At 64.3% G+C, this 21,717-nt stretch carries 23 protein-coding genes and 2 tRNA genes; 19 read left to right on the forward strand and 6 right to left on the reverse strand.

What is annotated here, in order from left to right; genetic code table 11:
* Nucleotides 1–61 precede the first annotated feature (61 nt).
* From B4L76_RS04255 to B4L76_RS04280, 6 genes are all read left to right on the forward strand, one after another.
* Nucleotides 62–586 (forward strand): fimbrial protein, encoded by a 525-nt coding sequence (locus B4L76_RS04255; RefSeq protein ID WP_296230735.1) that lies wholly within the window; start codon nucleotides 62–64, stop codon nucleotides 584–586.
* Nucleotides 587–647: 61 nt separating this feature from the next.
* Nucleotides 648–1,385, forward strand: a complete 738-nt coding sequence (locus B4L76_RS04260) for a fimbrial biogenesis chaperone (protein ID WP_296230736.1) — start codon at nucleotides 648–650, stop codon at nucleotides 1,383–1,385.
* 67 nt (nucleotides 1,386–1,452) lie between these two features.
* Nucleotides 1,453–3,882, forward strand: coding sequence for a fimbria/pilus outer membrane usher protein (locus tag B4L76_RS04265; RefSeq protein WP_296230737.1), 2,430 nt, complete (start codon nucleotides 1,453–1,455; stop codon nucleotides 3,880–3,882).
* 139 nt (nucleotides 3,883–4,021) lie between these two features.
* The gene (gene ahpC, locus B4L76_RS04270) at nucleotides 4,022–4,585 is read left to right on the forward strand and encodes an alkyl hydroperoxide reductase subunit C (protein WP_054884952.1); all 564 of its coding nucleotides are present in this window, start codon (nucleotides 4,022–4,024) and stop codon (nucleotides 4,583–4,585) included.
* Nucleotides 4,586–4,775: 190 nt separating this feature from the next.
* Nucleotides 4,776–6,338: an alkyl hydroperoxide reductase subunit F gene (gene ahpF / locus B4L76_RS04275; RefSeq protein ID WP_296230739.1), complete on the forward strand. Its 1,563-nt coding sequence runs from the start codon at nucleotides 4,776–4,778 to the stop codon at nucleotides 6,336–6,338.
* Between the two features lie 167 nt (nucleotides 6,339–6,505).
* A complete protein-coding gene (locus tag B4L76_RS04280; RefSeq protein ID WP_170030426.1) occupies nucleotides 6,506–6,694 on the forward strand; it encodes a hypothetical protein in 189 nt (62 codons plus the stop codon).
* 4 nt (nucleotides 6,695–6,698) lie between these two features.
* Here B4L76_RS04280 and B4L76_RS04285 read toward each other — a convergent pair whose 3' ends face one another.
* The 3 genes from B4L76_RS04285 to nhaR form a co-directional block, all read right to left on the reverse strand.
* Entirely contained in the window at nucleotides 6,699–7,346 is a 648-nt protein-coding gene (locus tag B4L76_RS04285; RefSeq protein WP_296230742.1) for a YceH family protein, read from the reverse strand.
* An 87-nt stretch (nucleotides 7,347–7,433) separates the two neighbouring features.
* Nucleotides 7,434–8,645, reverse strand: coding sequence for a serine/threonine transporter SstT (gene sstT, locus B4L76_RS04290; protein ID WP_296230744.1), 1,212 nt, complete (start codon nucleotides 8,643–8,645; stop codon nucleotides 7,434–7,436).
* 103 nt (nucleotides 8,646–8,748) lie between these two features.
* Nucleotides 8,749–9,642 (reverse strand): transcriptional activator NhaR, encoded by an 894-nt coding sequence (gene nhaR, locus B4L76_RS04295; RefSeq protein WP_296230746.1) that lies wholly within the window; start codon nucleotides 9,640–9,642, stop codon nucleotides 8,749–8,751.
* 132 nt (nucleotides 9,643–9,774) lie between these two features.
* Here nhaR and B4L76_RS04300 point away from each other — a divergent pair, with 132 nt between their 5' ends.
* Nucleotides 9,775–10,014 carry a hypothetical protein gene (locus B4L76_RS04300; RefSeq protein ID WP_296230748.1) on the forward strand — a complete coding sequence of 80 codons (240 nt, stop codon included), beginning with the start codon at nucleotides 9,775–9,777 and terminating at the stop codon, nucleotides 10,012–10,014.
* A 29-nt stretch (nucleotides 10,015–10,043) separates the two neighbouring features.
* The gene (locus B4L76_RS04305) at nucleotides 10,044–10,796 is read left to right on the forward strand and encodes a TerC family protein (RefSeq protein ID WP_296230749.1); all 753 of its coding nucleotides are present in this window, start codon (nucleotides 10,044–10,046) and stop codon (nucleotides 10,794–10,796) included.
* 125 nt (nucleotides 10,797–10,921) lie between these two features.
* Here B4L76_RS04305 and B4L76_RS04310 read toward each other — a convergent pair whose 3' ends face one another.
* Nucleotides 10,922–11,098: a hypothetical protein gene (locus B4L76_RS04310; RefSeq protein WP_296230750.1), complete on the reverse strand. Its 177-nt coding sequence runs from the start codon at nucleotides 11,096–11,098 to the stop codon at nucleotides 10,922–10,924.
* A 221-nt stretch (nucleotides 11,099–11,319) separates the two neighbouring features.
* Between B4L76_RS04310 and B4L76_RS04315 the strand changes: the two genes are divergently transcribed.
* On the forward strand, nucleotides 11,320–12,006 hold the full coding sequence (locus tag B4L76_RS04315; RefSeq protein ID WP_296230752.1) for a peptidase C39 family protein: 687 nt from the start codon (nucleotides 11,320–11,322) through the stop codon (nucleotides 12,004–12,006).
* Between the two features lie 78 nt (nucleotides 12,007–12,084).
* Here the strand turns inward: B4L76_RS04315 and B4L76_RS04320 are convergent, their stop codons facing one another.
* Entirely contained in the window at nucleotides 12,085–13,368 is a 1,284-nt protein-coding gene (locus B4L76_RS04320; RefSeq protein ID WP_186674499.1) for an NAD(P)/FAD-dependent oxidoreductase, read from the reverse strand.
* A gap of 203 nt (nucleotides 13,369–13,571) precedes the next feature.
* Here B4L76_RS04320 and B4L76_RS04325 point away from each other — a divergent pair.
* The 4 genes from B4L76_RS04325 (at nucleotide 13,572) to B4L76_RS04340 (ending at nucleotide 15,230) form a co-directional block, all read left to right on the forward strand.
* Nucleotides 13,572–13,648: transfer RNA gene (locus tag B4L76_RS04325), tRNA-Val, on the forward strand.
* Nucleotides 13,649–13,837: 189 nt separating this feature from the next.
* Nucleotides 13,838–13,914, forward strand: a tRNA-Val gene (locus tag B4L76_RS04330).
* Nucleotides 13,915–14,045: 131 nt separating this feature from the next.
* Nucleotides 14,046–14,615, forward strand: coding sequence for an SPOR domain-containing protein (locus B4L76_RS04335; protein ID WP_296230755.1), 570 nt, complete (start codon nucleotides 14,046–14,048; stop codon nucleotides 14,613–14,615).
* 189 nt (nucleotides 14,616–14,804) lie between these two features.
* Entirely contained in the window at nucleotides 14,805–15,230 is a 426-nt protein-coding gene (locus B4L76_RS04340) for a GTP pyrophosphokinase (RefSeq protein WP_296230756.1), read from the forward strand.
* 21 nt (nucleotides 15,231–15,251) lie between these two features.
* Here B4L76_RS04340 and B4L76_RS04345 read toward each other — a convergent pair whose 3' ends face one another.
* Nucleotides 15,252–15,494 (reverse strand): DUF1654 domain-containing protein, encoded by a 243-nt coding sequence (locus B4L76_RS04345; RefSeq protein ID WP_296230757.1) that lies wholly within the window; start codon nucleotides 15,492–15,494, stop codon nucleotides 15,252–15,254.
* A 239-nt stretch (nucleotides 15,495–15,733) separates the two neighbouring features.
* Here B4L76_RS04345 and B4L76_RS04350 point away from each other — a divergent pair, with 239 nt between their 5' ends.
* From B4L76_RS04350 to rbsD, 6 genes are read left to right on the forward strand one after another with little or no spacing between them, the layout of a single operon-like run.
* Nucleotides 15,734–16,690 (forward strand): sugar ABC transporter substrate-binding protein, encoded by a 957-nt coding sequence (locus B4L76_RS04350; protein WP_296230758.1) that lies wholly within the window; start codon nucleotides 15,734–15,736, stop codon nucleotides 16,688–16,690.
* Between the two features lie 22 nt (nucleotides 16,691–16,712).
* Nucleotides 16,713–18,266 carry a sugar ABC transporter ATP-binding protein gene (locus B4L76_RS04355; protein WP_296230760.1) on the forward strand — a complete coding sequence of 518 codons (1,554 nt, stop codon included), beginning with the start codon at nucleotides 16,713–16,715 and terminating at the stop codon, nucleotides 18,264–18,266.
* Complete coding sequence (locus tag B4L76_RS04360; RefSeq protein WP_296230762.1) at nucleotides 18,263–19,258, forward strand: ABC transporter permease; 996 nt, start codon at nucleotides 18,263–18,265, stop codon at nucleotides 19,256–19,258. The genes B4L76_RS04355 and B4L76_RS04360 overlap by 4 nt, the downstream gene beginning before the upstream one ends.
* 4 nt (nucleotides 19,259–19,262) lie before the next feature.
* Entirely contained in the window at nucleotides 19,263–20,285 is a 1,023-nt protein-coding gene (locus B4L76_RS04365; protein WP_296230764.1) for a LacI family DNA-binding transcriptional regulator, read from the forward strand.
* A 15-nt stretch (nucleotides 20,286–20,300) separates the two neighbouring features.
* Complete coding sequence (gene rbsK / locus B4L76_RS04370; protein ID WP_296230766.1) at nucleotides 20,301–21,209, forward strand: ribokinase; 909 nt, start codon at nucleotides 20,301–20,303, stop codon at nucleotides 21,207–21,209.
* Nucleotides 21,206–21,604, forward strand: a complete 399-nt coding sequence (gene rbsD, locus B4L76_RS04375) for a D-ribose pyranase (RefSeq protein WP_296230767.1) — start codon at nucleotides 21,206–21,208, stop codon at nucleotides 21,602–21,604. The genes rbsK and rbsD overlap by 4 nt, the downstream gene beginning before the upstream one ends.
* Nucleotides 21,605–21,717 lie beyond the last annotated feature (113 nt).

A 21,717-nucleotide genomic window follows, 5' to 3' on the forward strand; every position in this document is an offset into this window, starting at 1 on the left:
ATCCAGCGGCCGGGGCCTGGCAGCCAATGCCTGGCCATTTCCATGAGTAAAGAGGGTGACTATGAACTCGAAGTCGTTGCTTGCAGGCTGCTGCATGCTGTTCTTCTGGGCGCAGGCAGCACAGGCCGATTATGGCCAGATCAGCCTGGACGGCCTGGTAGAGGCGCCAACCTGTCAAATCAATGGTGGTAACGGCAACCTGCCGGTCTCGTTGCCTCCGGTAAACGCGGCATTGCTTGCCAGCCCCGGTCAGACTGCCGGGAACACGCCCTTCCAGCTGGATCTCACCAATTGCTCCCCGGGTGTCACCCGGGTATCGACCTATTTCGAAACTGGCCCGACCATCAGCCCGGAAGGGCGTCTGATCGTGGATGCAGGCGGTAGCGAGAATGTCCAGGTGGAACTGCTCAACGGTGAACAGCGGCCGATGAACCTGGCGGCGCCAAAGGGCTCGCAGAACTCGCAGGTGGTGCCGATCGTCAGCGGCAGTGCGACATTGCGCTACACCGCCCGCTACTACTCCACCGGTGGCACCACGCCTGGCTTGGTGGCAACCCGCGTGCAGTACTCGCTCGACTATCCATGACATTTCCCCGAAGGCGGCCCGTTCCAGGGCTGCCTTTCCGACGTTCCTGAGCACCTACATCATGCGTTTCTTCTTCAACGTCCTGCGGCGTGGACTGCTGCTGGCCGTCTGCCTGGCATCGCCGCCTCTTGCCGCCAATGTGGTCATCGCCAACACGCGGGTTGTGTTTCCTGCCGCCCAGTCCGAAGTCACGGTCAAACTGAGCAATGTCGGCAGTTCGCCCTCGCTGGTCCAGGCCTGGGTCGACGATGGTCGGCCACAGGCCCAGATACAGGACCTGCAGGTGCCATTCAACGTGATGCCCGCCATGTTTCGCCTCGATGCTGGCAAAGGCCAGAGCCTGAGGCTGTTCCATGACGGTGAGGCAATGCCCGCCGACCGCGAAAGCCTGTACTGGCTCAATGTGCTGGAAGTGCCCCCGAAGGGTTCGGGGAATGCCCTGCAGGTGGCGCTACGTTCACGCATCAAATTGCTCTATCGGCCGGCAGGGTTGCCGGGGAAAGCCGTCGATGCCCACCGTCGGCTTACCTGGCAATTGCTGCGTGAAGGCCAGCAATGGCTGCTTACCGCCAGCAACCCCGGCCCGTATGTGGTCAACCTGGCCAGTGTGACCCTGGAGCAGGACCGCCACAGCCCAGTGGAGCTGGGCCCCAACCATGTGCTGCCGTTCGCCAGCACCCGCTTCAGCGTCGAGCGCCTGGCTGGCCAGGCCACTGTTCGGCTGCACTATGCCTTCATCGACGACTACGGCGCGGTACGTGCCGCACCACAAGCGGTGACCGTGCATTTGGCCAACTGAGGCGCAGGGTACGATGCATAAGCCATTGCGACTCAAGCTTCGCCGTCCTTCAGCCGCGGGCGTGTTGATGGGGTTGCTCATTGCCCCGGCAAGCGCCGTCGAGTTCGATGCCGGGCTGCTTCGGGAGGGAACCCCAGCCGACCTGCGTCGCTACGAGCAAGACACGGTAGTGCCCGAGGGCAGGTACTCTCTCGACGTGATGCTGAACCAGCAGTGGCTGGGGCGTCATCGGGTGCTTCTGCGGGCGCAGGGGCAAAGTGGTCAGGCAACACCTTGCTACAGCGAAACCTTGCTGCAGGCGCTGGGCGTGGACCTGCGCCGCCTTGGCCGCGAGAGCGCCGACCTGCTCGCCCAGGAGGGCGCTTGCGCAGGGCTGGGTAGCCTCGTTGCGCAGAGCCGCGAAACGCTGGATTTCGCCAACCTGAGGCTGGACCTGAGCATCCCGCAGCAAGCCTTGCAGCGCTTGCCCGGCGGATACCTGCCGGCGGAAAACTGGGACAGCGGCATTACTGCCGGGTTCTTCGACTACCGCCTGAACCTGTATGAGCAGCAGGACCTTGAGCAGGGCAATACCACCCGCCAGGCCTACCTGGGGGTACGCTCCGGGTTCAACAGCGGCCGCTGGTACTGGCGCCACGAAGGCAGCTGGCAGGCTTCCTCGGGTATTGCCTCGCGTTATCAGGCCATGGCCACGTCGGTGCAGCGGGATATTCCCGCCTGGGCAGCGCAATTGACCATTGGCGACAGCTTCAGCCGCTCGGAAGTATTCGAGGGCAGCGCCATGCGCGGCCTATTACTGGGCAGCGACCAGCGCATGCTGCCGGAGCAGCAACGCGGCTTCGCCCCTGTGGTGAAGGGCGTCGCCAACAGCGTCGCGTTGGTCAGCATCCGCCAGCGCGGTGTGCTGATCCATGAATCCACTGTCGCGCCGGGGCCGTTCGAGATTGACGACCTGTACGCCAATGACCTGCACGATGACCTGGAGGTGACGCTGCGCGAGGCCGATGGCAGTGTGCGCACGTTCATCCAGCCCTATGCCGCCGCGCCACTGGCACTGCGCCCTGGCGCAAGGCGTTTCGAACTGGCCAGTGGCGTCTGGCGTCAGGCGTACGGGCGCTCGGGCCCGGGCTTTGTGCAAGGCAGTTGGCAGCAAGGCCTGGGCAACCACTTGAGCGTGCACGGCGGTAGCTGGTTGGCCGAGGATTACCTGGCCAGTGCCATGGGGGTTGCCATGAACACCGGGCTGGGAGCGCTGGGCCTGACCGGGTATCACGCCAGCGCCGAGCCTGCCCGCAACCGCCAGATGCGTGGCCAGGCCTGGCGCCTGAGCTGGCGCCAGCGCTTGAGCACTACCGATACCGACTTGAGCGCGACGTTGTCCCGCAGCGACGGGCCAGGCTACTACAGCTTCAACGACTATGCCCGCGCCGTGACTGGTGCGCGCATCGAACCGCTGCGTTGGCAGGCGGGCCTGGGTGTGGATCAACCCGTGGGCGAGCGGGGCGGTCGCTTCACTTTGCGCGCCAGCCTGCGACAGCGTTGGGCCGGCAGTGGCCGTAGCGAGAGTTACAGCGTTGGCTACAACAACCACATCGGGTCGCTCAGCTATGGCATCAACCTGAGCCGCGAGCTGGCTGTGACAGGCCATGCTGTCGACGCCCTCATGTTCAATGCCAGCCTGCCGCTTGGCGAGCGCCGGCGGTCCTCGCTCAGCACGGCGCTGAACAGCGACTCTCGCGGCCAGGGCAGCGCCAGCGTTCGTTGGCGAGGCGTGTCCGGTGAGCATGGCCAATGGGGCCATGGGCTGGCGCTGGTGCGCCAGGAGGGCGAGCGGGCCGACAGTGGCTTCGACGCCACCCTGCAGCACCGTGGGTCGAGTGGGGATATCCAGGGCGCGTTGTCGAGCCGGCGTGGCTATCGCCAGGCGACGCTGGGGGCGCAAGGCGCCGTGGTCGCCCATGCCGGTGGCCTGATCACCGCACCGTCGCTGGGCGAGAGCTTTGCCATCGTGCATGCGCCGGGCGCCGATGCCGCGCGCCTGCGCCAGCAACCGCAGGTCAGTCTCGACCGGCGCGGTTACGCGGTCATGCCGGCACTGGTGCCTTACCACGTCAATACGGTCGAGCTCGACCCCAAAGGCATGTCCCGTGATACCGAGTTGCAGCTGACCGCCCAATCGGTGGTGCCACGCGCCGGTGCTGCCTCGTTGCTGCGATACCCGACGCGCAGCGGTCGCCAGTTCACCTTGCGGGCCCGTTTCGAGGATGGCAGGGCGCTGCCGTTCGGCGCGCTGGTGTTCGCCGCACAGGCCAGTGGCCAGGCCAGCGAGTTGGGCATGGTCGGCCAAGGCAGCCGGCTGCATGTGCGTACCGCCAGGGATGCCGGCACGCTGCTGGTCAAGTGGGGTGACGCGCCAGATGAGCAATGTTCATTGGCGTACCAGCTGGACGAAAGGCCGATGCAGCGGGTGCACATCTGCAGGCGCGGCGGCGCTTAGAAAGCAACGTGTCTATCCAGGCACAGGCTTTATAGCCAAAACCAATGATGCGCATGAGGTTTGCCAATGAGCCTAATCACCGACCAGCGGTTAGGATTCTCTCCGTCAACTGATTCCAACCCATGAAGGAGCGTCTCTCATGCCTATCATCAACAGCCAGGTCAAACCGTTCAACGCCACCGCCTACCACAAGGGCGAGTTCGTCCAGGTCAGTGAAGCCGACCTGAAAGGCAAGTGGTCTGTGGTGTTCTTCTACCCGGCCGACTTCACCTTCGTCTGCCCGACCGAACTGGGTGACCTCGCTGATAACTACGCCGAGTTCCAGAAGCTGGGCGTGGAGATCTACGGTGTGTCCACCGACACCCACTTCACCCACAAAGCCTGGCACGACACTTCGGAAACCATCGGCAAGATCCAGTACCCGCTGATCGGTGACCCGACCCACGTCATCTCGCGCAACTTCGACGTGCTGATCGAAGAAGCCGGCCTGGCCGATCGCGGTACCTTCGTGATCAACCCGGAAGGCCAGATCAAGATCGTCGAACTGAACGACGGTGGTGTAGGCCGCGATGCTGCCGAACTGCTGCGCAAGGTGAAGGCTGCCCAGTACGTCGCCGCCCACCCGGGTGAGGTGTGCCCGGCCAAGTGGAAGGAAGGCGAAGCCACCCTGGCGCCGTCGCTGGACCTGGTCGGCAAGATCTGATTTTCGCCTGACAAGCGCCTGCGCGACGACCATGCCGCGCAGTCGCTTCTCGAAGGAAAATCCGGTCATGTGCAAGCCGTGGGCGGTGAGCAGCCGCCAAAGCTGAATTCTCTCACCGCCCCGTAAAAACGCCCGGGCGCGATCGCCTGGGCGTTTTTGTATCCGTGTTTTGAAAAAGGAATCGCCCCGTATGTTGGACGCCACGCTTAAATCGCAACTGAAAACCTACCTGGAGCGGGTCACCCAGCCGATCGAGATCGTTGCTTCCCTCGACGACGGCGCGAAGTCCCGCGAATTGCACGACCTGCTGGTGGAGATCGCCGGCCTGTCGAACCTGATTACCCTGCGCGTGGATGGTGATGACGCCCGTCGTCCATCGTTCTCGCTCAACCGCCCGAATGGCGAGATCAGCCTGCGCTTCGCCGGCATCCCCATGGGCCACGAATTCACCTCGCTGGTGCTTGCCCTGCTGCAGGTCGGCGGCCACCCGTCCAAGGCCAGTGCCGAAGTGATCGAGCAGATCCAGGCGCTGCAAGGCGAATTCACCTTCGAAACCTATTTCTCGCTGTCGTGCCAGAACTGCCCTGACGTGGTCCAGGCGCTGAACCTGATGGCCGTGCTCAACCCCAACGTGCGCCACGTGGCGATCGACGGTGCGCTGTTCCAGGCAGAAGTGGAATCGCGCAAGATCATGGCGGTGCCGAGCATCTACCTGAACGGCGAAGTGTTCGGCCAGGGCCGCATGGGCCTGGAGGAAATCCTCGGCAAGATCGACACCAACGCAGGCGCTCGCCAGGCCGAGAAGATCAACGCCAGGGACGCCTTCGACGTGCTGGTGGTCGGTGGTGGCCCCGCTGGCGCCTCGGCAGCCATCTACGCTGCACGCAAGGGCATCCGCACCGGCATCGCGGCCGAGCGGTTCGGCGGCCAGGTGCTCGATACCCTGGCCATCGAGAACTTCATCTCGGTGCAGGAAACCGAAGGGCCGAAACTGGCCACGGCCCTGGAAGAACACGTCAGGCAGTACGACGTCGACATCATGAACCTGCAGCGCGGTGAAGCGCTGATCCCGGCCACCGATGGCGGCCTGCATGAAGTCCGCCTGGCTGGCGGCGCTGCGCTCAAGGCCAAGACCGTGATCCTGGCCACCGGTGCGCGCTGGCGCGAAATGAACGTGCCGGGCGAGCAGGAATACCGCGCCCGTGGCGTAGCCTACTGCCCGCATTGCGATGGCCCGCTGTTCAAGGGCAAGCGGGTGGCGGTGATCGGCGGTGGCAACTCGGGCGTGGAGGCGGCCATCGACCTGGCTGGCATCGTCGCCCAGGTGACCCTGATCGAATTCGACAGCCAGTTGCGCGCCGATGCGGTGCTGCAGCGCAAGCTGCACAGCCTGCCGAACGTCAAGGTGATCACCAGCGCGCTGACTACCGAAGTGTTGGGCAATGGCGAGAAAGTGACCGGCCTGCGCTACAAGGACCGTACCACGGAGCAGCAGCACGAGGTGGCGCTGGAGGGTATCTTCGTGCAGATCGGCCTGCTGCCGAACACCGACTGGCTGAAGGGCACCGTCGAGCTGTCGCCGCGTGGCGAGATCATCGTCGACGCCAAGGGCCAGACCAGCATCCCGGGTGTGTTCGCTGCCGGTGACGTGACCACGGTGCCGTACAAGCAGATCGTGATTGCAGTGGGCGAGGGCGCCAAGGCTTCGCTGGCGGCTTTCGATCACCTGATCCGCACCTCGGCACCGGCGTAAGCCTGCACCGGTCTCTCGCGGCCCAAGCCGCTCTTGCAGGTACTGCGCAGGTTGCGAAAACTGTGCGCTACTTGCAGGAGCGGTTTTGGCTGCGCAAGGGCCGGCCCAGGAAAAGCAATATCCGGGGGTGTCTATGATTACTGCAGACTCCCTCAGGAATCACACCCATGACCCTGATCAGCCGCGAACCCTGGTGGCTAGTCCCGCCCAAGCCCGGGCAGCAAGAGCAGGACCTGCACTGGGGCTACCTGGAAATCTACGCCGACGGCCGCACCGTGTTCGTCGACCAGCGCCCCACTGACCGGGAGCTGGCAGAGCGCAAGAGCTGCCGCAATTTCCCCGACCCGGAGCCGTGACGGCTCAGCCTTCCAGTTCGGCCAGGCGGGCCTCCAGCGCGGCAATACGGGCTTCCAGGGCTTCGATGCGTTCTTCCGAGACGCTCCCGCCACTGCTGCGCGGGCTGCCTTCCTGCTGCCGTGCGGCGAGGATCGCCTCGATTTCAGCCGGGTCGCCCAGCGCGTGGGTATAACGGTCTTCGCGCTGCCCGGCCTGGCGCGGCAGGTGCAAAGCCAGGCCGCGGGCGATCAGGCGCTCCAACTGGTGCTGGACCTGTTCGATGTCGTCGAAGTCATGCAGGCGGTTGCTGCGGGTCAGCAGTTCGTTTAGGGTTTGCGGCCCGCGCAGGAACATCAGGCCCATCAGCACCAGTTGCGCCGGCACCAGCTCCAGCGCCTTGTCTACCCGGTGTTCCCAGCGGTCGGCGCGGCTGCCCATTTGCAGTCGCGCCATGTCTTGCCCTTCGAGGGCGCGCAGGGCCTGGCCGACCTGGCCTTGGGTAAGGTTCATGACCGGTTCGCGGCTGGTCTTCTGGTTGCACGCCAGCACCAGGGCATTGAGGGTCAGCGGGTAGCTTTCCGGGCTGGTGGCCTGCTTTTCGATCAGCGCGCCGAGAATGCGGATCTCGATGCTGTTGAAACGGCCTTCGCCTGCGGTTTGGTGTTCTGACATGGCCCTGCCTCGTTGCTGGGAAAGGCCACTAGGGTAGGTAATGCCATCGTACAAGGCAATTGGGGCCGCAACGCGGCCCCGGCCATCTCAAGCGTTGCGCCGCTCTTCGGCCTGGCACGCCGCCGCGGTGAACAGCACATCGGTGGAAGAATTCAGCGCCGTCTCGGCCGAGTCCTGCAGCACGCCGATAATGAAGCCCACCGCCACCACCTGCATGGCAATCTCGCTGGGGATGCCAAACAGGCTGGCTGCCAGCGGAATCAGCAGCAGCGAGCCGCCGGCCACCCCCGATGCACCGCAGGCACAGATCGCCGCCACGACGCTGAGCAGCACGGCGGTCGGCAGGTCTACCACGATACCCAGGGTATGCACCGCCGCCAGGGTCAGTACGGTAATGGTGATGGCCGCACCGGCCATGTTGATGGTCGCACCCAGCGGGATCGACACCGAATAGGTGTCTTCATGCAGGCCAAGGCGTTCGGACAGGGCCAGGTTGACCGGGATGTTGGCCGCCGAGCTGCGGGTGAAGAACGCAGTGATGCCGCTTTCGCGCAGGCACAGCAAGGTCAACGGGAAGGGGTTGCGGCGAATTTTCCAGAACACGATCAACGGGTTCATCACCAGCGCCACGAACAGCATGCAGCCGATCAGCACGGCCAGCAGGTGCAGGTAGCCGAGCAGGGCGTCCAGGCCGGACTGGGCGAGGGTGGCGCTGACCAGGCCAAAGATGCCCAGCGGGGCGAAGCGGATGACCACGCGTACGATCAACGTGACGCCAGTGGACAGGTCCTCGACCACGTTGCGGGTGGTTTCGCCGGCATGGCGCAAGGCCACGCCCAGGCCGATGGCCCAGGTCAGCACGCCGATGAAATTGGCGTTGAGCAGGGCGTTGATCGGGTTGTCGACCGCGCTCAGCAACAGGTTCTGCAACACTTCGCCGATACCACCCGGAGCGCTCAGCGTGGCCCCGCCGGTGCTCAGTGCCAGGGTCGAGGGGAACAGCATGCTGGCTACCACGGCCACGACCGCGGCACCGAAGGTCCCCAGCAGGTACAGCCACAGGATCGGCCGAATGTGGGTTTCCTGGCCGTGGCGGTGGTTGGCGATCGAGGCCATGACCAGGATGAATACCAGCACCGGTGCCACCGCCTTGAGGGCGCTGACGAACACCTTGCCGAGGAAGGCCAGGTCGCGGGCGATGTCGGGCGCAAGCAGGGCCAGGACGATACCGGCGATCAGACCGATGACGATCTGGGTCACCAGGCTGGTGCGGTTGAGGAAGCGGAGGACTGGGGTCATGTGCAGCGGTATCCCGGCATGTTCGAAAAGGGCGCGACTTTACCATAGACCTTTGTCGAGCAGTGTCGGCCCTTTGCGGGTTTACCCGCGAGCAAGCCCAGGGCTACCAATGAAACAACTCCCGACGCGCCCCTTCGGTAATGGCCACGATGCCCGGGTGCTTGACTTTGCGCTCCACGGAAATGGCATAGAACGATTCGTGTACGGCCTCGGTCTGCCCGACCAGTTCCACTCCGTACTGGCGGCACACCTCCTCGGCGATCACGCTGGGTGCGACAAAGATGCCGCTGCCCGATTGCCCGAACGCCTGCATCAACGCGCTGTCGTCGAACTCACCGACGATGCGTGGCTGCACCTGCTGTTCGCCCAGCCAGCGTAGCAAACGGCTGCGTACCACGGTTTCCTGGCCGGGGATCAGCAGGGGCGCATCGTGCAGGCAGCCGGGGAAGGCCCCGGCATGCCGTCGGGCCAAGGCCGGGGTGGCGAAAAAGCTCAGCCCGCACTCACCCAGTTTCTGGCTGTAGCCCTTGATGTCCAGGTGGCTGGGCATGGGGCTGTCGGAGATGACCAGGTCCAGGCGCTGGATCGCCAGGTCGGCCAGCAACCGTTCAAGCTTGTCTTCACGGCAATTGATGCGCAGCACATCGTCCAGCTCCATGGTCGGCGCCAGCAAGCGGTAGACGATGGACTTGGGCACCACATCCGCCACGCCGACGCGGAACAGGATCTGCTCCTGCGGGCCGGCCCGCAACATGGCTTCCAGTTCGCCACCCAGCTGAAACATCTGCTCGGCATAGATCAACGTCTGGCGCCCGGTTTCGGTCAGCTCCAGCTGGCGCCCGACGCGCTGGAACAGCTCCAGGCCATAAGTCTGCTCGAACAGGCTGATCTGCCCGCTGATGGTTTGCGGGGTCAGGTTCAGCTGTTCGCTGGCGCGGGCGATGCTGCCGGTCTTGGCCACGGCCCAGAAATAGTGCAATTGCCGATAGTTGAGCATCAGTGCTTTCCGGATTCGTAAAAGCCGAAGTATAACCGCTGAAAATACGAATTTTCCTGATGTATCGCGCGCATTTAGAATGCGCTCCATCGGGCGCTATGTGCGCCACCGGAACACACAAGCGAGGAACCCATGCTGCAATTCAAATCCATCGGCACGCCGCTGGTGCTAGCCTTGGCCCTGTTCACCCTGGCTGGTTGCGAGCAGGCCGAGAAGTCCGCCCAGCAGATGCTCGACCAGGCCGCGCAGTCGGCCAAGCAGGCGATCGACGATACCAACAAGGCCGCCCAGCAGGCGCTGAGCGAGGCCATCGGCAGTGAAGGGCGCGCACCCGAGGACGCCGACAAGCACAAAGACAACCAGGAAATCTGACCCTTAACCGCTGCTGCAGGATGTGAACAATGGAATACTTGCTGGAACTCGTCGCTAGCCCTACCGCCTGGGTTGCCTTGGCTACGCTGGTGGCCATGGAAGTTGTACTAGGCATCGACAACCTGATCTTCATCTCCATCCTGACCAACAAGCTGCCGGTGGAATACCGCTCCAAGGCGCGTCGTATCGGTATCAGCATGGCCCTGGTGATGCGCCTGGCCCTGCTCAGCACGGTGGCCTGGATCGTCCAGCTGACCGACCCGGTATTCGAAGTGTTCGGCAATGCCTTCTCCTGGAAGGACGTGATCCTGATTGCCGGTGGCCTGTTCCTGCTGTGGAAGGCGACCAGGGAGATCCACGAGAACGTCGACCCGCACGGTGCCAAGGAAGAAGCCAAGGTTTCCTCGACAGTTACCCTGGGCTTTGCCGCGGCGATCTTCCAGATCCTGTTGCTGGACATCGTCTTCTCGGTCGACAGCATCATCACTGCCGTAGGCATGACCGAGCACCTGCCGATCATGATCATTGCGGTGATCACTGCGGTGATCGTCATGATGGTGGCCGCCGACCCGCTGGCCAATTTCATCAACGACAACCCGACCGTGGTGATGCTGGCGCTGGGCTTCCTGATCATGATCGGCATGACGCTGATTGCCGAAGGTTTCGGCGCCCATGTACCGAAGGGCTATGTGTATGCGGCCATGGCGTTCTCGACGGCGATCGAGATTCTCAACATCCTGGCCCGCCGGGCGCGGTTGAAGCGCGAAGCGGCGCAAGGGTGAAGTAGCGGGGGCGCTTTGCGCCCCATTCGTGGGCAAGCCCGCTTCCACAGCACAGCACCGCTTCAGGGCGTGTGCTGTCCCTGTGGAAGCGGGCTTGCCCGCGAATGGCTATGAGGAATCTTTGCTCAGTGCACCCCGGCATGCCGCCGTGCCCGGTGTGCAGGCTGCGCCCGGGCAGGGGCCTGTGGCGGCAGGTGATGGTGGGCATGGCGCCGCACGATACGCATTACACCCCACAGCATGGCGGCTGCGACGCTTAGCCACATACCTACCAGCATGAGAATTGCCATGGTCAGGCTCATCTGTGCCTCCCTCTTCAGGGCCGCGCTCGGCCAGCCAGCGCTTGCCTTCCAGACACTGCTTTAGTCTAGCCGTTCGCCCGTGACGTTCCATTGACCGAAGGTCTATTGCTTGGTCCGTTTTGCTCCAAGCCAGTGCCGGGCTATACCCGCGCCGCCGTCCGCCCTATGATCGCTGGCAGAGCCGGGCGCTGCCTGCCTGGCGTTGGAACAAGCGAGTGTCCATGGAGCAAGATTCCTTCAAGTCGGCAATCACCAGCCCACGCCGGTTGTTGCTGGCCTGCCTGGTGGCAGCCAGCCTGGCCGGCTGTGCCGGCACGCCGCCCGCCGGCCTCAATGGCCTGCCACAGCGGGTCGAAATCAGCAGCGTGCCATTCTACCGTGGCAACGCCAACCACAGCGGGGCCATGGCCCTGGCGGCAGTACTGTCGCAACAGGGTGCGCCCATCACCCCGGGGCTGCTGGACAAGCCGTTGAACCTGCCCCAGGGCGCCGACGCACTGGGCAGCAGCATCCCTCGGGTGGCGCGTGACTACGGCATGGTGGTGTATCCGCTGGACAAGCAGCTGGACGCGCTGCTGACCCAGGTGGCGGCGGGCAACCCGGTGTTGTTGCGCTATGAGGACGGCGCGGCCTGGTGGGGTGAGCCACGTTACGCCGTGCTGATCGGTTATGACCGCTACAAGCAGCGCGTGCTGTTGCGCTCGGGCATGCACCGGCGACAGCTGATGGCGTTCGATGACTTTGCCTCGGCGTGGGCCAGCCAGGGAAGCTGGGCGGTGCTGGTGCAGCCGCCGCGGCAGCTGCCGGCCCAGGTCGACCGCCAGCGCTGGCTGCAGGCTGCCGATGAACTGGCCCGGGCCGGGCAGGAGATTGCCGCGAAACAGGCCGTAAGCAGCTTGGGCAGATAGCTTTGCCTGCCCCGGGCATGTCGCCGGCCGGCTCTTGTGAGAGCCGGCTCGCCGACGACAGGGCCAGGCCTGCCTACATCAGAAGCCCAGGCGATCGCGCAGGCTGTAGTACCAGGCACCCAGGGCGCTGAACGGCACACGCAGCATCTGGCCACCCGGGAACGGGTAGTGCGGCAAGCCGGCGAACGCATCGAAGCGCTCGGCCTGGCCGCGCATGGCCTCGGCCAGGACCTTGCCGGCCAGGTGGGTATAGGTCACGCCGTGGCCCGAGCAACCCTGCGAGTAGTAGATATTGTCACCGATACGGCCGACCTGTGGCAGGCGCGACAGGGTCAGCAGGAAGTTGCCGGTCCAGGCGTAGTCGATCTTCACGTTCTTCAGCTGCGGGAAGGCCTTGAGCATCTTCGGACGGATGATCGCCTCGATGTTGGCCGGGTCACGCGCGCCGTATACCACGCCACCGCCGAAGATCAGGCGCTTGTCACTGGTCAGGCGGTAGTAGTCGAGCAGGTAGTTGCAGTCCTCGACGCAGTAGTCCTGCGGCAGCAGGGTACGCGCCAGTTCCTCGCCCAGCGGCTCGGTGGTGATCACCTGGGTACCGCATGGCATGGACTTGCTGGCCAGCTCCGGTACCAGGTTACCCAGGTAGGCGTTGCCGGCGACGATGATGAATTTGGCGCGGACCTTGCCCTGCGGGGTGTGTACCACCGGGTTGGCGCCACGCTCGATGCGTACGGCCGGGGTCTGCTCATAGATGATGCCGCCCAGCGACTCGACCGCCGCCGCCTCGCCCAGGGCCAGGTTCAGCGGGTGAATGTGGCCACCGCTCATGTCCAGCATGCCGCCCACGTAGTTGTCGCAGGCCACTACTTCGCGGATGCGCTTCTGGTCCATCAGCTCCAGCTGGTTGTGGCCAAAGCGCTCCCACAGACGTTTTTGCGACTCCAGGTGGCCCATCTGCTTGCTGGTGAGGGCAGCGAACACGCCACCGTCCTTGAGGTCGCACTGAATGTTGTACTTGGCCACGCGTTCACGAATGATGCGCCCGCCTTCGAAGGCCATCTGGCCCAGCAGTTGCGCCTGCTTGGGGCCGACCGTGCGTTCGATCACATCGATGTCACGGCTGTAGCTGTTGACGATCTGGCCGCCGTTACGGCCCGACGCGCCGAAGCCGACCTTGGCCGCTTCGACGATGCTCACCTTGAAGCCGTTCTCCAGCAGGAACAGGGCGCTGGACAGGCCGGTGTAGCCGGCGCCGATGATGCACACATCGGTTTCCACCTCACCCTGCAGCGCCGGACGTGGCGGCACCGGGTTGGCCGAGGCGGCGTAGTAGGACTGGGGGTAGGGGGTGTTAGCCATGTTGCAGGAACCTCGTGTTTTATATTTTTAACGAATGTACCGATGCTATCAATAATAATAAACACCCGCTAGTCGTCCGTTGAAAATCCTTTACTCGGTCCTGGCTCGTGCACCTTTCTATAAAGGGGTTAAGATTCAGTAGCTTAGCGTGAAAAAAAGTGTTGACAGGGTTTTTGGAATGAGTAGAATGCGCACCACACGACAGGCACATAGCTCAGTTGGTTAGAGCACCACCTTGACATGGTGGGGGTCGTTGGTTCGAGTCCAATTGTGCCTACCAAATCGAAGAAGGGGTGATCCGCAAGGGTCATCCCTTTTTTCATTGGAGCTCTACGTGGCGCCCGGCCTGTTGTGCGGCGGTTGCGCAGCGAAGCTGCCTCGGCGTGGGCGGTTCTCGAAAGTTTTTGATTTTTCTCAAAAAAACGCTTTACAGCCGTGTGTTTGATCTCTAATATGCGCACCACACGACAGGCACATAGCTCAGTTGGTTAGAGCACCACCTTGACATGGTGGGGGTCGTTGGTTCGAGTCCAATTGTGCCTACCAAATCCGAGAAGGGCGATCAGCAATGATCGCCCTTTTTGCTATGCGCGCGAAGCAGGCTGTAACGTTTGGTCGCGCTTCGGGGCATGGCCCGGCGTGCTAGAATCCGCCTCTTCGAATCTGGAGGTACACGCGTGCGCAAACTGGCTGTGGTAATGGCAGTGCTCGCCCTGGCGGGCTGTGAGAACGAAGTCGAAGGCGTGCACAAGCAAGTGGCCGAACACCTGCATAACCCCAAGACGGCCAAGTTCGGTAACGTGCGGATCGACACCCAGGGCACCATCTGTGGCCAGGTGCGTGGCAAGGACGACGCCGGGCAGTACGAGCCCTACCGCAGCTATGTGGCGATCAAGCGTGATGGCCGGTACGAAATCATTGTCGATGGCAGCGGCAACAACCTGCGCATCCGCGAGCTGTGCGGCGGCGCCGACCTGCAGCGCCGCGCCGAGGCCCTGGCTGGCCAGCCGGCCCCGCAAGGCTGGGACGTGGAAGTGATCCAGGGGGCCAACATGGGGGCGCTCAGCGACATGACTGCGCGCCTGATCGAAAAGGGCATTCCATCCTCGGTGGAGTACCGCGACGGCAAGCCGGTGGTGTTGATGGGGCCTTTCCCGACCCGTGAAGAAGCCGAAGCGCGCAAGGCCGAGGTCATGGCCAAGCTGGGCACCGATTCGGTTGTCATCCAGCACGGCGCAGCTCGCTGACTGCGCGGCCCTCTGTAGGAGCGGCCTTGTTCCGCGATGGGCTGCGTAGCAGCCCCACAGAGTCTGCCGTGACGCTGAACCCTTGGGGCTGCTAGGCAGCCCATCGCGGCACAAGGCCGCTCCTACACGGACCGCGGCGGCCCAAGTTTGGCTATGCTTGGCAGGAACAAGCCGAACAGGGAGGGGCTCATGTCTACACTGGAGCGGGCCATTGCCGTGGCCGCCAGCGCGCATGAAGGGCAATATGACAAGGGTGGGGCAGCGTATATCCTCCACCCGCTACGCGTGATGATGCGGGTTTCCACCCCAGAACAACGGATTGTCGCGGTGCTTCACGACGTGATCGAAGATACCCCGCTGACCCTCTCCGACCTGGCGCGTGAGGGTTTCGCGCTGAAAATTCTTGCCGCCTTGCTGGCGCTCAGCCGTCGCGAAGGCGAGGCTTACCAGGACTTCGTGGTGCGCCTGGGCGATGACCCGCTGGCGCGCACGGTCAAACTGGCCGACCTGGCCGATAACAGCGACCTTTCGCGCATTCCGAGCCCCGGCCCAGCCGACCTGGCGCGGTTGGCCCGTTACCGCGAGGCCAGTGCCTATCTGCAGGCGCTGGCCTGATGGCGGCGGGCGCTTGCGCGGTCAATCTTCCTTGGGCACAGTCCAGAAAATCTGCACGCCGCCATCGTCGCGGTGGGCGAGGGTGACATTGTCGTTTTCGGCAATTTCCTCAAGCAACGTTTCCCAGTCTTCGGGGGTTTCCTGTTCCAGGCGGAAGATCAACGCTGCCCGGCTGCGCTGGGCGGTGGGGCTGTTGATGATCTTCTGGATACGCATGCCCAGTTGTGTGTAGCTGTTTGGGGTGGCGGAGGCAGTGTTGGACACAAGTGTTTCCTTGTTTTTGCTGTATGCACATACAGTATTTCACTGTCAGTTATTACGCAACAGGGCGCCGGGATAATATAAACGTTCGGTTTTGGAGAAGTTTTCTGGATAATCGCTCCCGGCAGTTCGCTGACATCCGACAGCCAAGCGGATTTGACAAACCTCGGTACTGTTTCCATAGTTACGTATCGCAAACGTTTGCTATCCGATAAAAACCACAAGATTCGGAGTCATCGTCCATGAAACTGCCGTTCCCCGGTCGCCTGTTGGCCCTCGCTGTCGTTGCTTCTCTGTCCTTCGCCATCCCGTTCTCGGCAGCCCATGCCGAAGACAAGCCCAAGGTTGCCTTGGTGATGAAATCGCTGGCGAACGAGTTCTTCCGCACCATGGAAGACGGCGCCAAGGACTACCAGAAAGCCCACCCTGACGAGTTCGAGCTGATCGCCAACGGGATCAAGAACGAAACCGACACCGGCGAACAGATCCGCATCGTCGAGCAGATGGTCAACGCCGGTGCCAAAGCGCTGGTGATCGCCCCGGCCGATTCCAAGGCGCTGGTGTCCGCCGTGAAGAAAGCCATGGACAAGGGCGTGGTGGTGATCAACATCGACAACCGCCTGGACCCCGAACTGCTCAAGAGCAAAGGCATCAGCGTGCCGTTCGTTGGCCCCGACAACCGCAAGGGCGCGCGCCTGGTCGGCGACTACCTGGCCAACGAGAAACTCAAGGCCGGCGACCAGGTCGGCATCATCGAAGGCGTGCCGACCACGACCAATGCCCAGCAGCGCACCGCCGGCTTCAAGGACGCCATGGACGCCGCGCAGATCAGGATCGTCTCGGTGCAGAGCGGCAATTGGGAAATCGACAAGGGCAACGCCGTCGCCGCCTCCATGCTCAACGAATACCCGGACCTGAAGGCCCTGCTGGCCGGTAACGACAGCATGGCCCTGGGTGCCGTTTCGGCCGTGCGTGCCGCTGGCAAGACCGGCCAGGTGCAAGTGGTGGGCTACGATAACATCAATGCCATCAAGCCCATGCTCAAGGATGGCCGGGTGCTCGCCACCCTCGACCAGGCAGCCAGCCAGCAGGCGGTGTACGGCATCCAGGCGGCGCTGAAGATGGTCAAGGGCGAGAAGCCCGAGGTGGATGCCGACAACGTCATCCAGACCCCGGTCCAACTCATCACCCAACCCTGAATTGCTGGCAGGAGAAACGGCCATGCCTGCATCGGCCAACGAAGTGGTGCTTGCCGCCAACGGCCTGGGCAAGACCTACGCCCAGCCGGTGCTGGCCGAGGTCAGCCTGAGCCTGCGCGCCGGCGAAGTGCTGGCCCTGACCGGCGAAAACGGCGCAGGCAAGAGCACGCTGTCCAAACTCATCAGTGGCCTGGAAGCCCCCACCACCGGGCACATGAGCTACCGTGGCCAGGCCTATGCACCTGGCAGCCGCAGCGAGGCCGAGCGCCTCGGCGTGCGCATGGTCATGCAGGAGCTGAACCTGCTGCCCACGCTGACGGTGGCAGAAAACCTGTTCCTCGATAACCTGCCCAGCCGCTTCGGCTGGATCAGCCACAAGCGCCTGCGCCAGTTGGCCACGGCCGCCATGGCCCAGGTCGGCCTCGACGCCATCGACCCGGACACCCCGGTCGGCGAGCTGGGCATCGGCCACCAGCAGATGGTCGAGATCGCCCGCAACCTGATCGGCGACTGCCATGTGCTGATCTTCGACGAGCCCACCGCCATGCTCACCGCGCGTGAGGTGGAGCTGCTGTTCACCCAGATCGAACGTTTGCGCCGGCGTGGCGTGGCCATCGTCTACATTTCCCACCGCCTCGAAGAGCTGCAGCGCGTGGCCCAGCGCATCGTCGTACTGCGCGATGGCAGGCTGGTGTGTGACGAGCCGATCCAGCGCTATAGCAGTGCCGAACTGGTCAACCTGATGGTCGGCCGCGAACTGGGCGAGCACATCGACCTGGGCCGCCGACAGATCGGTGCACCGCTGCTCAGGGTCGACAGGCTCAGCCGCGCTGACAAGGTGCGTGAGGTGTCGTTTGAGGTCCGGGCAGGGGAGATCTTCGGCGTCTCTGGCCTGATCGGCGCCGGCCGTACCGAGCTGTTGCGCCTGATCTACGGCGCCGACCGGGCCGACAGCGGCAGCATCGCGCTCGGCCAGCCACCGCAGGCGGTCACCATCGACTCGCCCAAGGCTGCAGTGCAGGCCGGCATCGCCCTGATCACCGAAGACCGTAAAGGCGAGGGCCTGCTGCTGACCCAGTCGATCAGCGCCAATATCGCCCTGGGTAACCTGGGTGCGGTGTCTCGCGCCGGTGTGCTCGATGCCCAGGCCGAACAGGCCTTGGCCGCCCGGCAGATCCAGGCCATGCGCATCCGCAGTGCCGGCCCGCAGCAAGTGGTCGGCGAGCTGTCGGGTGGCAACCAGCAGAAAGTGGTGATCGGCCGCTGGCTGGAGCGTGACTGCCAGGTGCTGCTGTTCGATGAGCCTACCCGCGGCATCGATGTGGGTGCCAAGTTCGACATCTATGGCCTGTTGGCCGAACTGGCACGCCAGGGCAAGGCCCTGGTGGTGGTGTCAAGCGACCTGCGCGAGCTGATGCTGATCTGCGACCGCATCGCCGTGCTCTCGGCCGGGCGCCTGATCGACACTTTCGAGCGTGACCATTGGAGCCAGGACCAGCTACTGGCTGCCGCTTTTGCCGGTTATCAGAAACGTGACGCACTGCTGCATGATGCAGCCCCCAGGATGGACGCATGAAAACCACCCCGCTCGACAGCCAGGGCGCTGCACCGCTGCGCCGCAGTGGCACCTATTTTGGCCTGGGTACCTACCTGGGCCTGGCCGGCGCGTTGCTGGCCATGATCGTGCTGTTCTCGTTCCTCAGCAGCCACTTCTGGTCGTACAACACCTTCAGTACCCTGGCCAACCAGATCCCCGACCTGATGGTGCTGGCGGTGGGCATGACCTTCGTGCTGATCATCGGCGGCATCGACCTGTCGGTGGGCTCGGTGCTGGCACTGGCCGCCTCGACCGTGAGCGTGGCGATCCTCGGCTGGGGCTGGGGCATGCTGTCTGCGGCGCTGCTGGGCATGGCCGTGGCGGCGTTGGCCGGCAGCATCACCGGCGGCGTTACCGTGGCCTGGCGCATCCCGTCGTTCATCGTCTCGCTTGGCGTGCTGGAAATGGCCCGTGGCCTGGCCTACCAGTTCACCGACTCGCGCACCGCCTATATCGGCGATGCCTATGCCTGGTTCTCCAACCCCATCGCCTTTGGCATCTCGCCGGCATTCATCATCGCCTTGCTGGTGATCGTGCTGGCCCAGCTGGTGCTGACGCGTACGGTGTTCGGCCGGTACCTGATCGGCATTGGCACCAACGAAGAGGCGGTGCGCCTGGCCGGCATCGATCCGCGCCCGTACAAGGTGCTGGTGTTCGCCCTGATGGGCCTGCTCGCCGGGCTGGCCGCACTGTTCCAGATCTCGCGCCTGGAGGCAGCCGACCCCAATGCCGGTGCCGGCCTGGAGCTGCAGGTGATCGCCGCCGTGGTGATTGGTGGCACCAGCCTGATGGGTGGGCGTGGCTCAGTGATCAGCACCTTTTTCGGCGTGCTGATCATTTCGGTGCTGGCCGCCGGCTTGGCGCAGATCGGCGCCAGTGAACCGACCAAACGCATCATCACCGGGGCGGTGATCGTCATCGCCGTGGTGCTCGACACTTACCGTAGCCGGCGCGCGGCCCGGCGGAACTGAAAACATGGCAACCATCAAAGACGTCGCGGCACTGGCGGGTATCTCCTACACCACTGTGTCCCATGTGCTGAACAAGACCCGCCCGGTCAGCGAACAGGTGCGGTTGAAAGTCGAAGCCGCCATTGCCGAACTCGACTACGTGCCCAGCGCCGTGGCGCGTTCGTTGAAGGCGCGCAGCACCGCCACCATCGGCCTGCTGGTGCCCAACAGCGTCAACCCGTACTTCGCCGAGCTGGCGCGGGGTATCGAGGATGCCTGTGAACGCAACGGCTACTGCGTGATCCTGTGCAACTCGGATGACAACCCGCAGAAACAGCGCAGCTACCTGCGCGTGCTGCTGGAAAAGCGCATCGACGGCCTGGTGGTGGCCTCGGTGGGCCAGGACAGCGACCTGCTGCAAAGCCTGGCCGGGGTGCGTACGCCGATGGTCATCGTCGACCGCGAACTGGAGGGCGTGGACGCCGACCTGGTGCGCATCGACCACGAGCTGGGCGCCTATCTGGCCACCCGGCACCTGCTGGAGCTTGGCCATCGCGACATCGCCTACATCGGCGGCCCCGCCGAAACCGGGGTGACCCAGCTGCGCCTGGGCGGCTTTCGGCGCGCCATGGCCGAGGCCGGCGCAGCGGCCGATGGCAACCGCGTGCTGCACTGCGACTTCACCAGCCTGGGCGGATACGCAGCGGCGGCGCAGGTGTTGCAGGGCCCGCGGCCAACGGCGATTTTCGCCGGTAACGACATGATCGGTTTCGGCGTGCTGCGCGCCGCGGCCGAACGCCAGATCAACGTACCCGCCGAGCTGTCGGTGATCGGCTTCGACGACATCGAGCTCAGCCGTTATGTATACCCGCCATTGACCACGGTCGGCCAGTCGATCCGCGAGCTGGGCGAAAGCGCTGCCTCGCTGTTGCTGGCGCGCATCTGCAAGCCCCGGCAGGGGGCGGCGGAACAACGCATCGTCACCCCGCGCCTGGTGCTGCGCGAGTCCACCGGGCCACGCCCGGACCTGTTCAATGATTACCGCTAACGCTAAGGAAATGTCATGAGTGCCAAGGTCGTGGTGGTCGGGAGCCTCAACATGGACCTGGTGGCCCGCGCCCAGCGCCTGCCCCGGGCCGGCGAAACGCTGCCCGGCGACAGCTTCTTCACCGTGCCCGGCGGCAAGGGCGCCAACCAGGCCGTGGCCGTGGCGCGCCTGGGCGGCAGCGTGGCCATGATCGGCAACGTGGGGGACGATGCCTACGGCCAGCAACTGCGTCAGGCCTTGCATGTGGAGGGGGTCGATTGTGGCGCCATCGAAACCTGCCCGGGCGTGTCCAGCGGTGTGGCGCTGATCACCGTCGATGCGTCCAGCCAGAACTGCATCGTCATCATTGCGGGCGGCAATGGTCTGCTGACACCGCAGTCGGTGCAGCGCTTCGATGCGCTGTTGCAGGCGGCCGAGATCATCATTTGCCAGCTGGAAGTGCCGGCCGAAACCGTGGCCTGGACCCTGGCCAGGGGGCATGAGCTGGGCAAGCAGGTGATCCTCAACCCGGCGCCCGCCACGGGCCCGCTGCCAGCGGACTGGTTCGCGCACATCGACTACCTCACGCCCAATGAAAGCGAAGCCGAAGCCCTGAGTGGCGTGGCGGTGACCGACCAGGACAGTGCCCGGCGCGCCGGCGAGCGCCTGCTGCAGCTGGGCGCGGGCAAGGTGATCATTACCCTGGGCGCGCAAGGCGCGTTGCTGGTCACGGCGCAGGGCCACCGGCACTTCCCCGCGCCGGTGGTGCAGCCGCTGGATACCACCGCTGCCGGTGACACCTTCATCGGTGGCTTCGCCGCCGGCCTGGTGCGCGGCCTGGAGGAGGGCGAAGCCATCGCCTTTGGCCAGCGCGCCGCGGCGTTGTCGGTCACCCGTGCCGGGGCCCAGCCGTCGATTCCCTACCTGGCGGAGCTTGCGCCATGAAGAAAACCCCGCTGCTGAACGTCGCCCTGTCACGCACCATCGCCAGCATGGGGCATGGCGACATCCTGGTGATTGGCGATGCCGGCTTGCCGGTACCGCCGGGTGTCGAACTGATCGACCTGGCCGTGACCCCTGGCCTGCCGGATTTCGCCAGTGTGCTGCGCGTGGTGCTGAGCGAGCTGCAGGTAGAGCGCCACGTGCTGGCCGCAGAGATGCAGAAAGTGGTGCCGCCGGCGCTGGTCGAGATCGAGCGCTTGAAAGGCAAGCTGGGCAAGCGTGAATGGCTGAGCCATGAGGATTTCAAGGTGCTGTCGCGCAGCGCCCGTGCGCTGGTGCGCACCGGCGAGTGCCAGCCCTACAGCAACATCGCGCTGATTTCCGGCGTCACGTTCTAACCGTCAAGACACGCTTTTTTTTGTAGGAGCGGCCTTGTGCCGCGATGGGCCGCAAAGCGGCCCCGGCAATGTTTGCTGCGAAGCTGAAAACCTGGGGCCGCTTCCCGCCCCAT

This window comes from Pseudomonas sp. UBA4617 (genome assembly GCF_002386445.1).
GTDB lineage: Bacteria > Pseudomonadota > Gammaproteobacteria > Pseudomonadales > Pseudomonadaceae > Aquipseudomonas.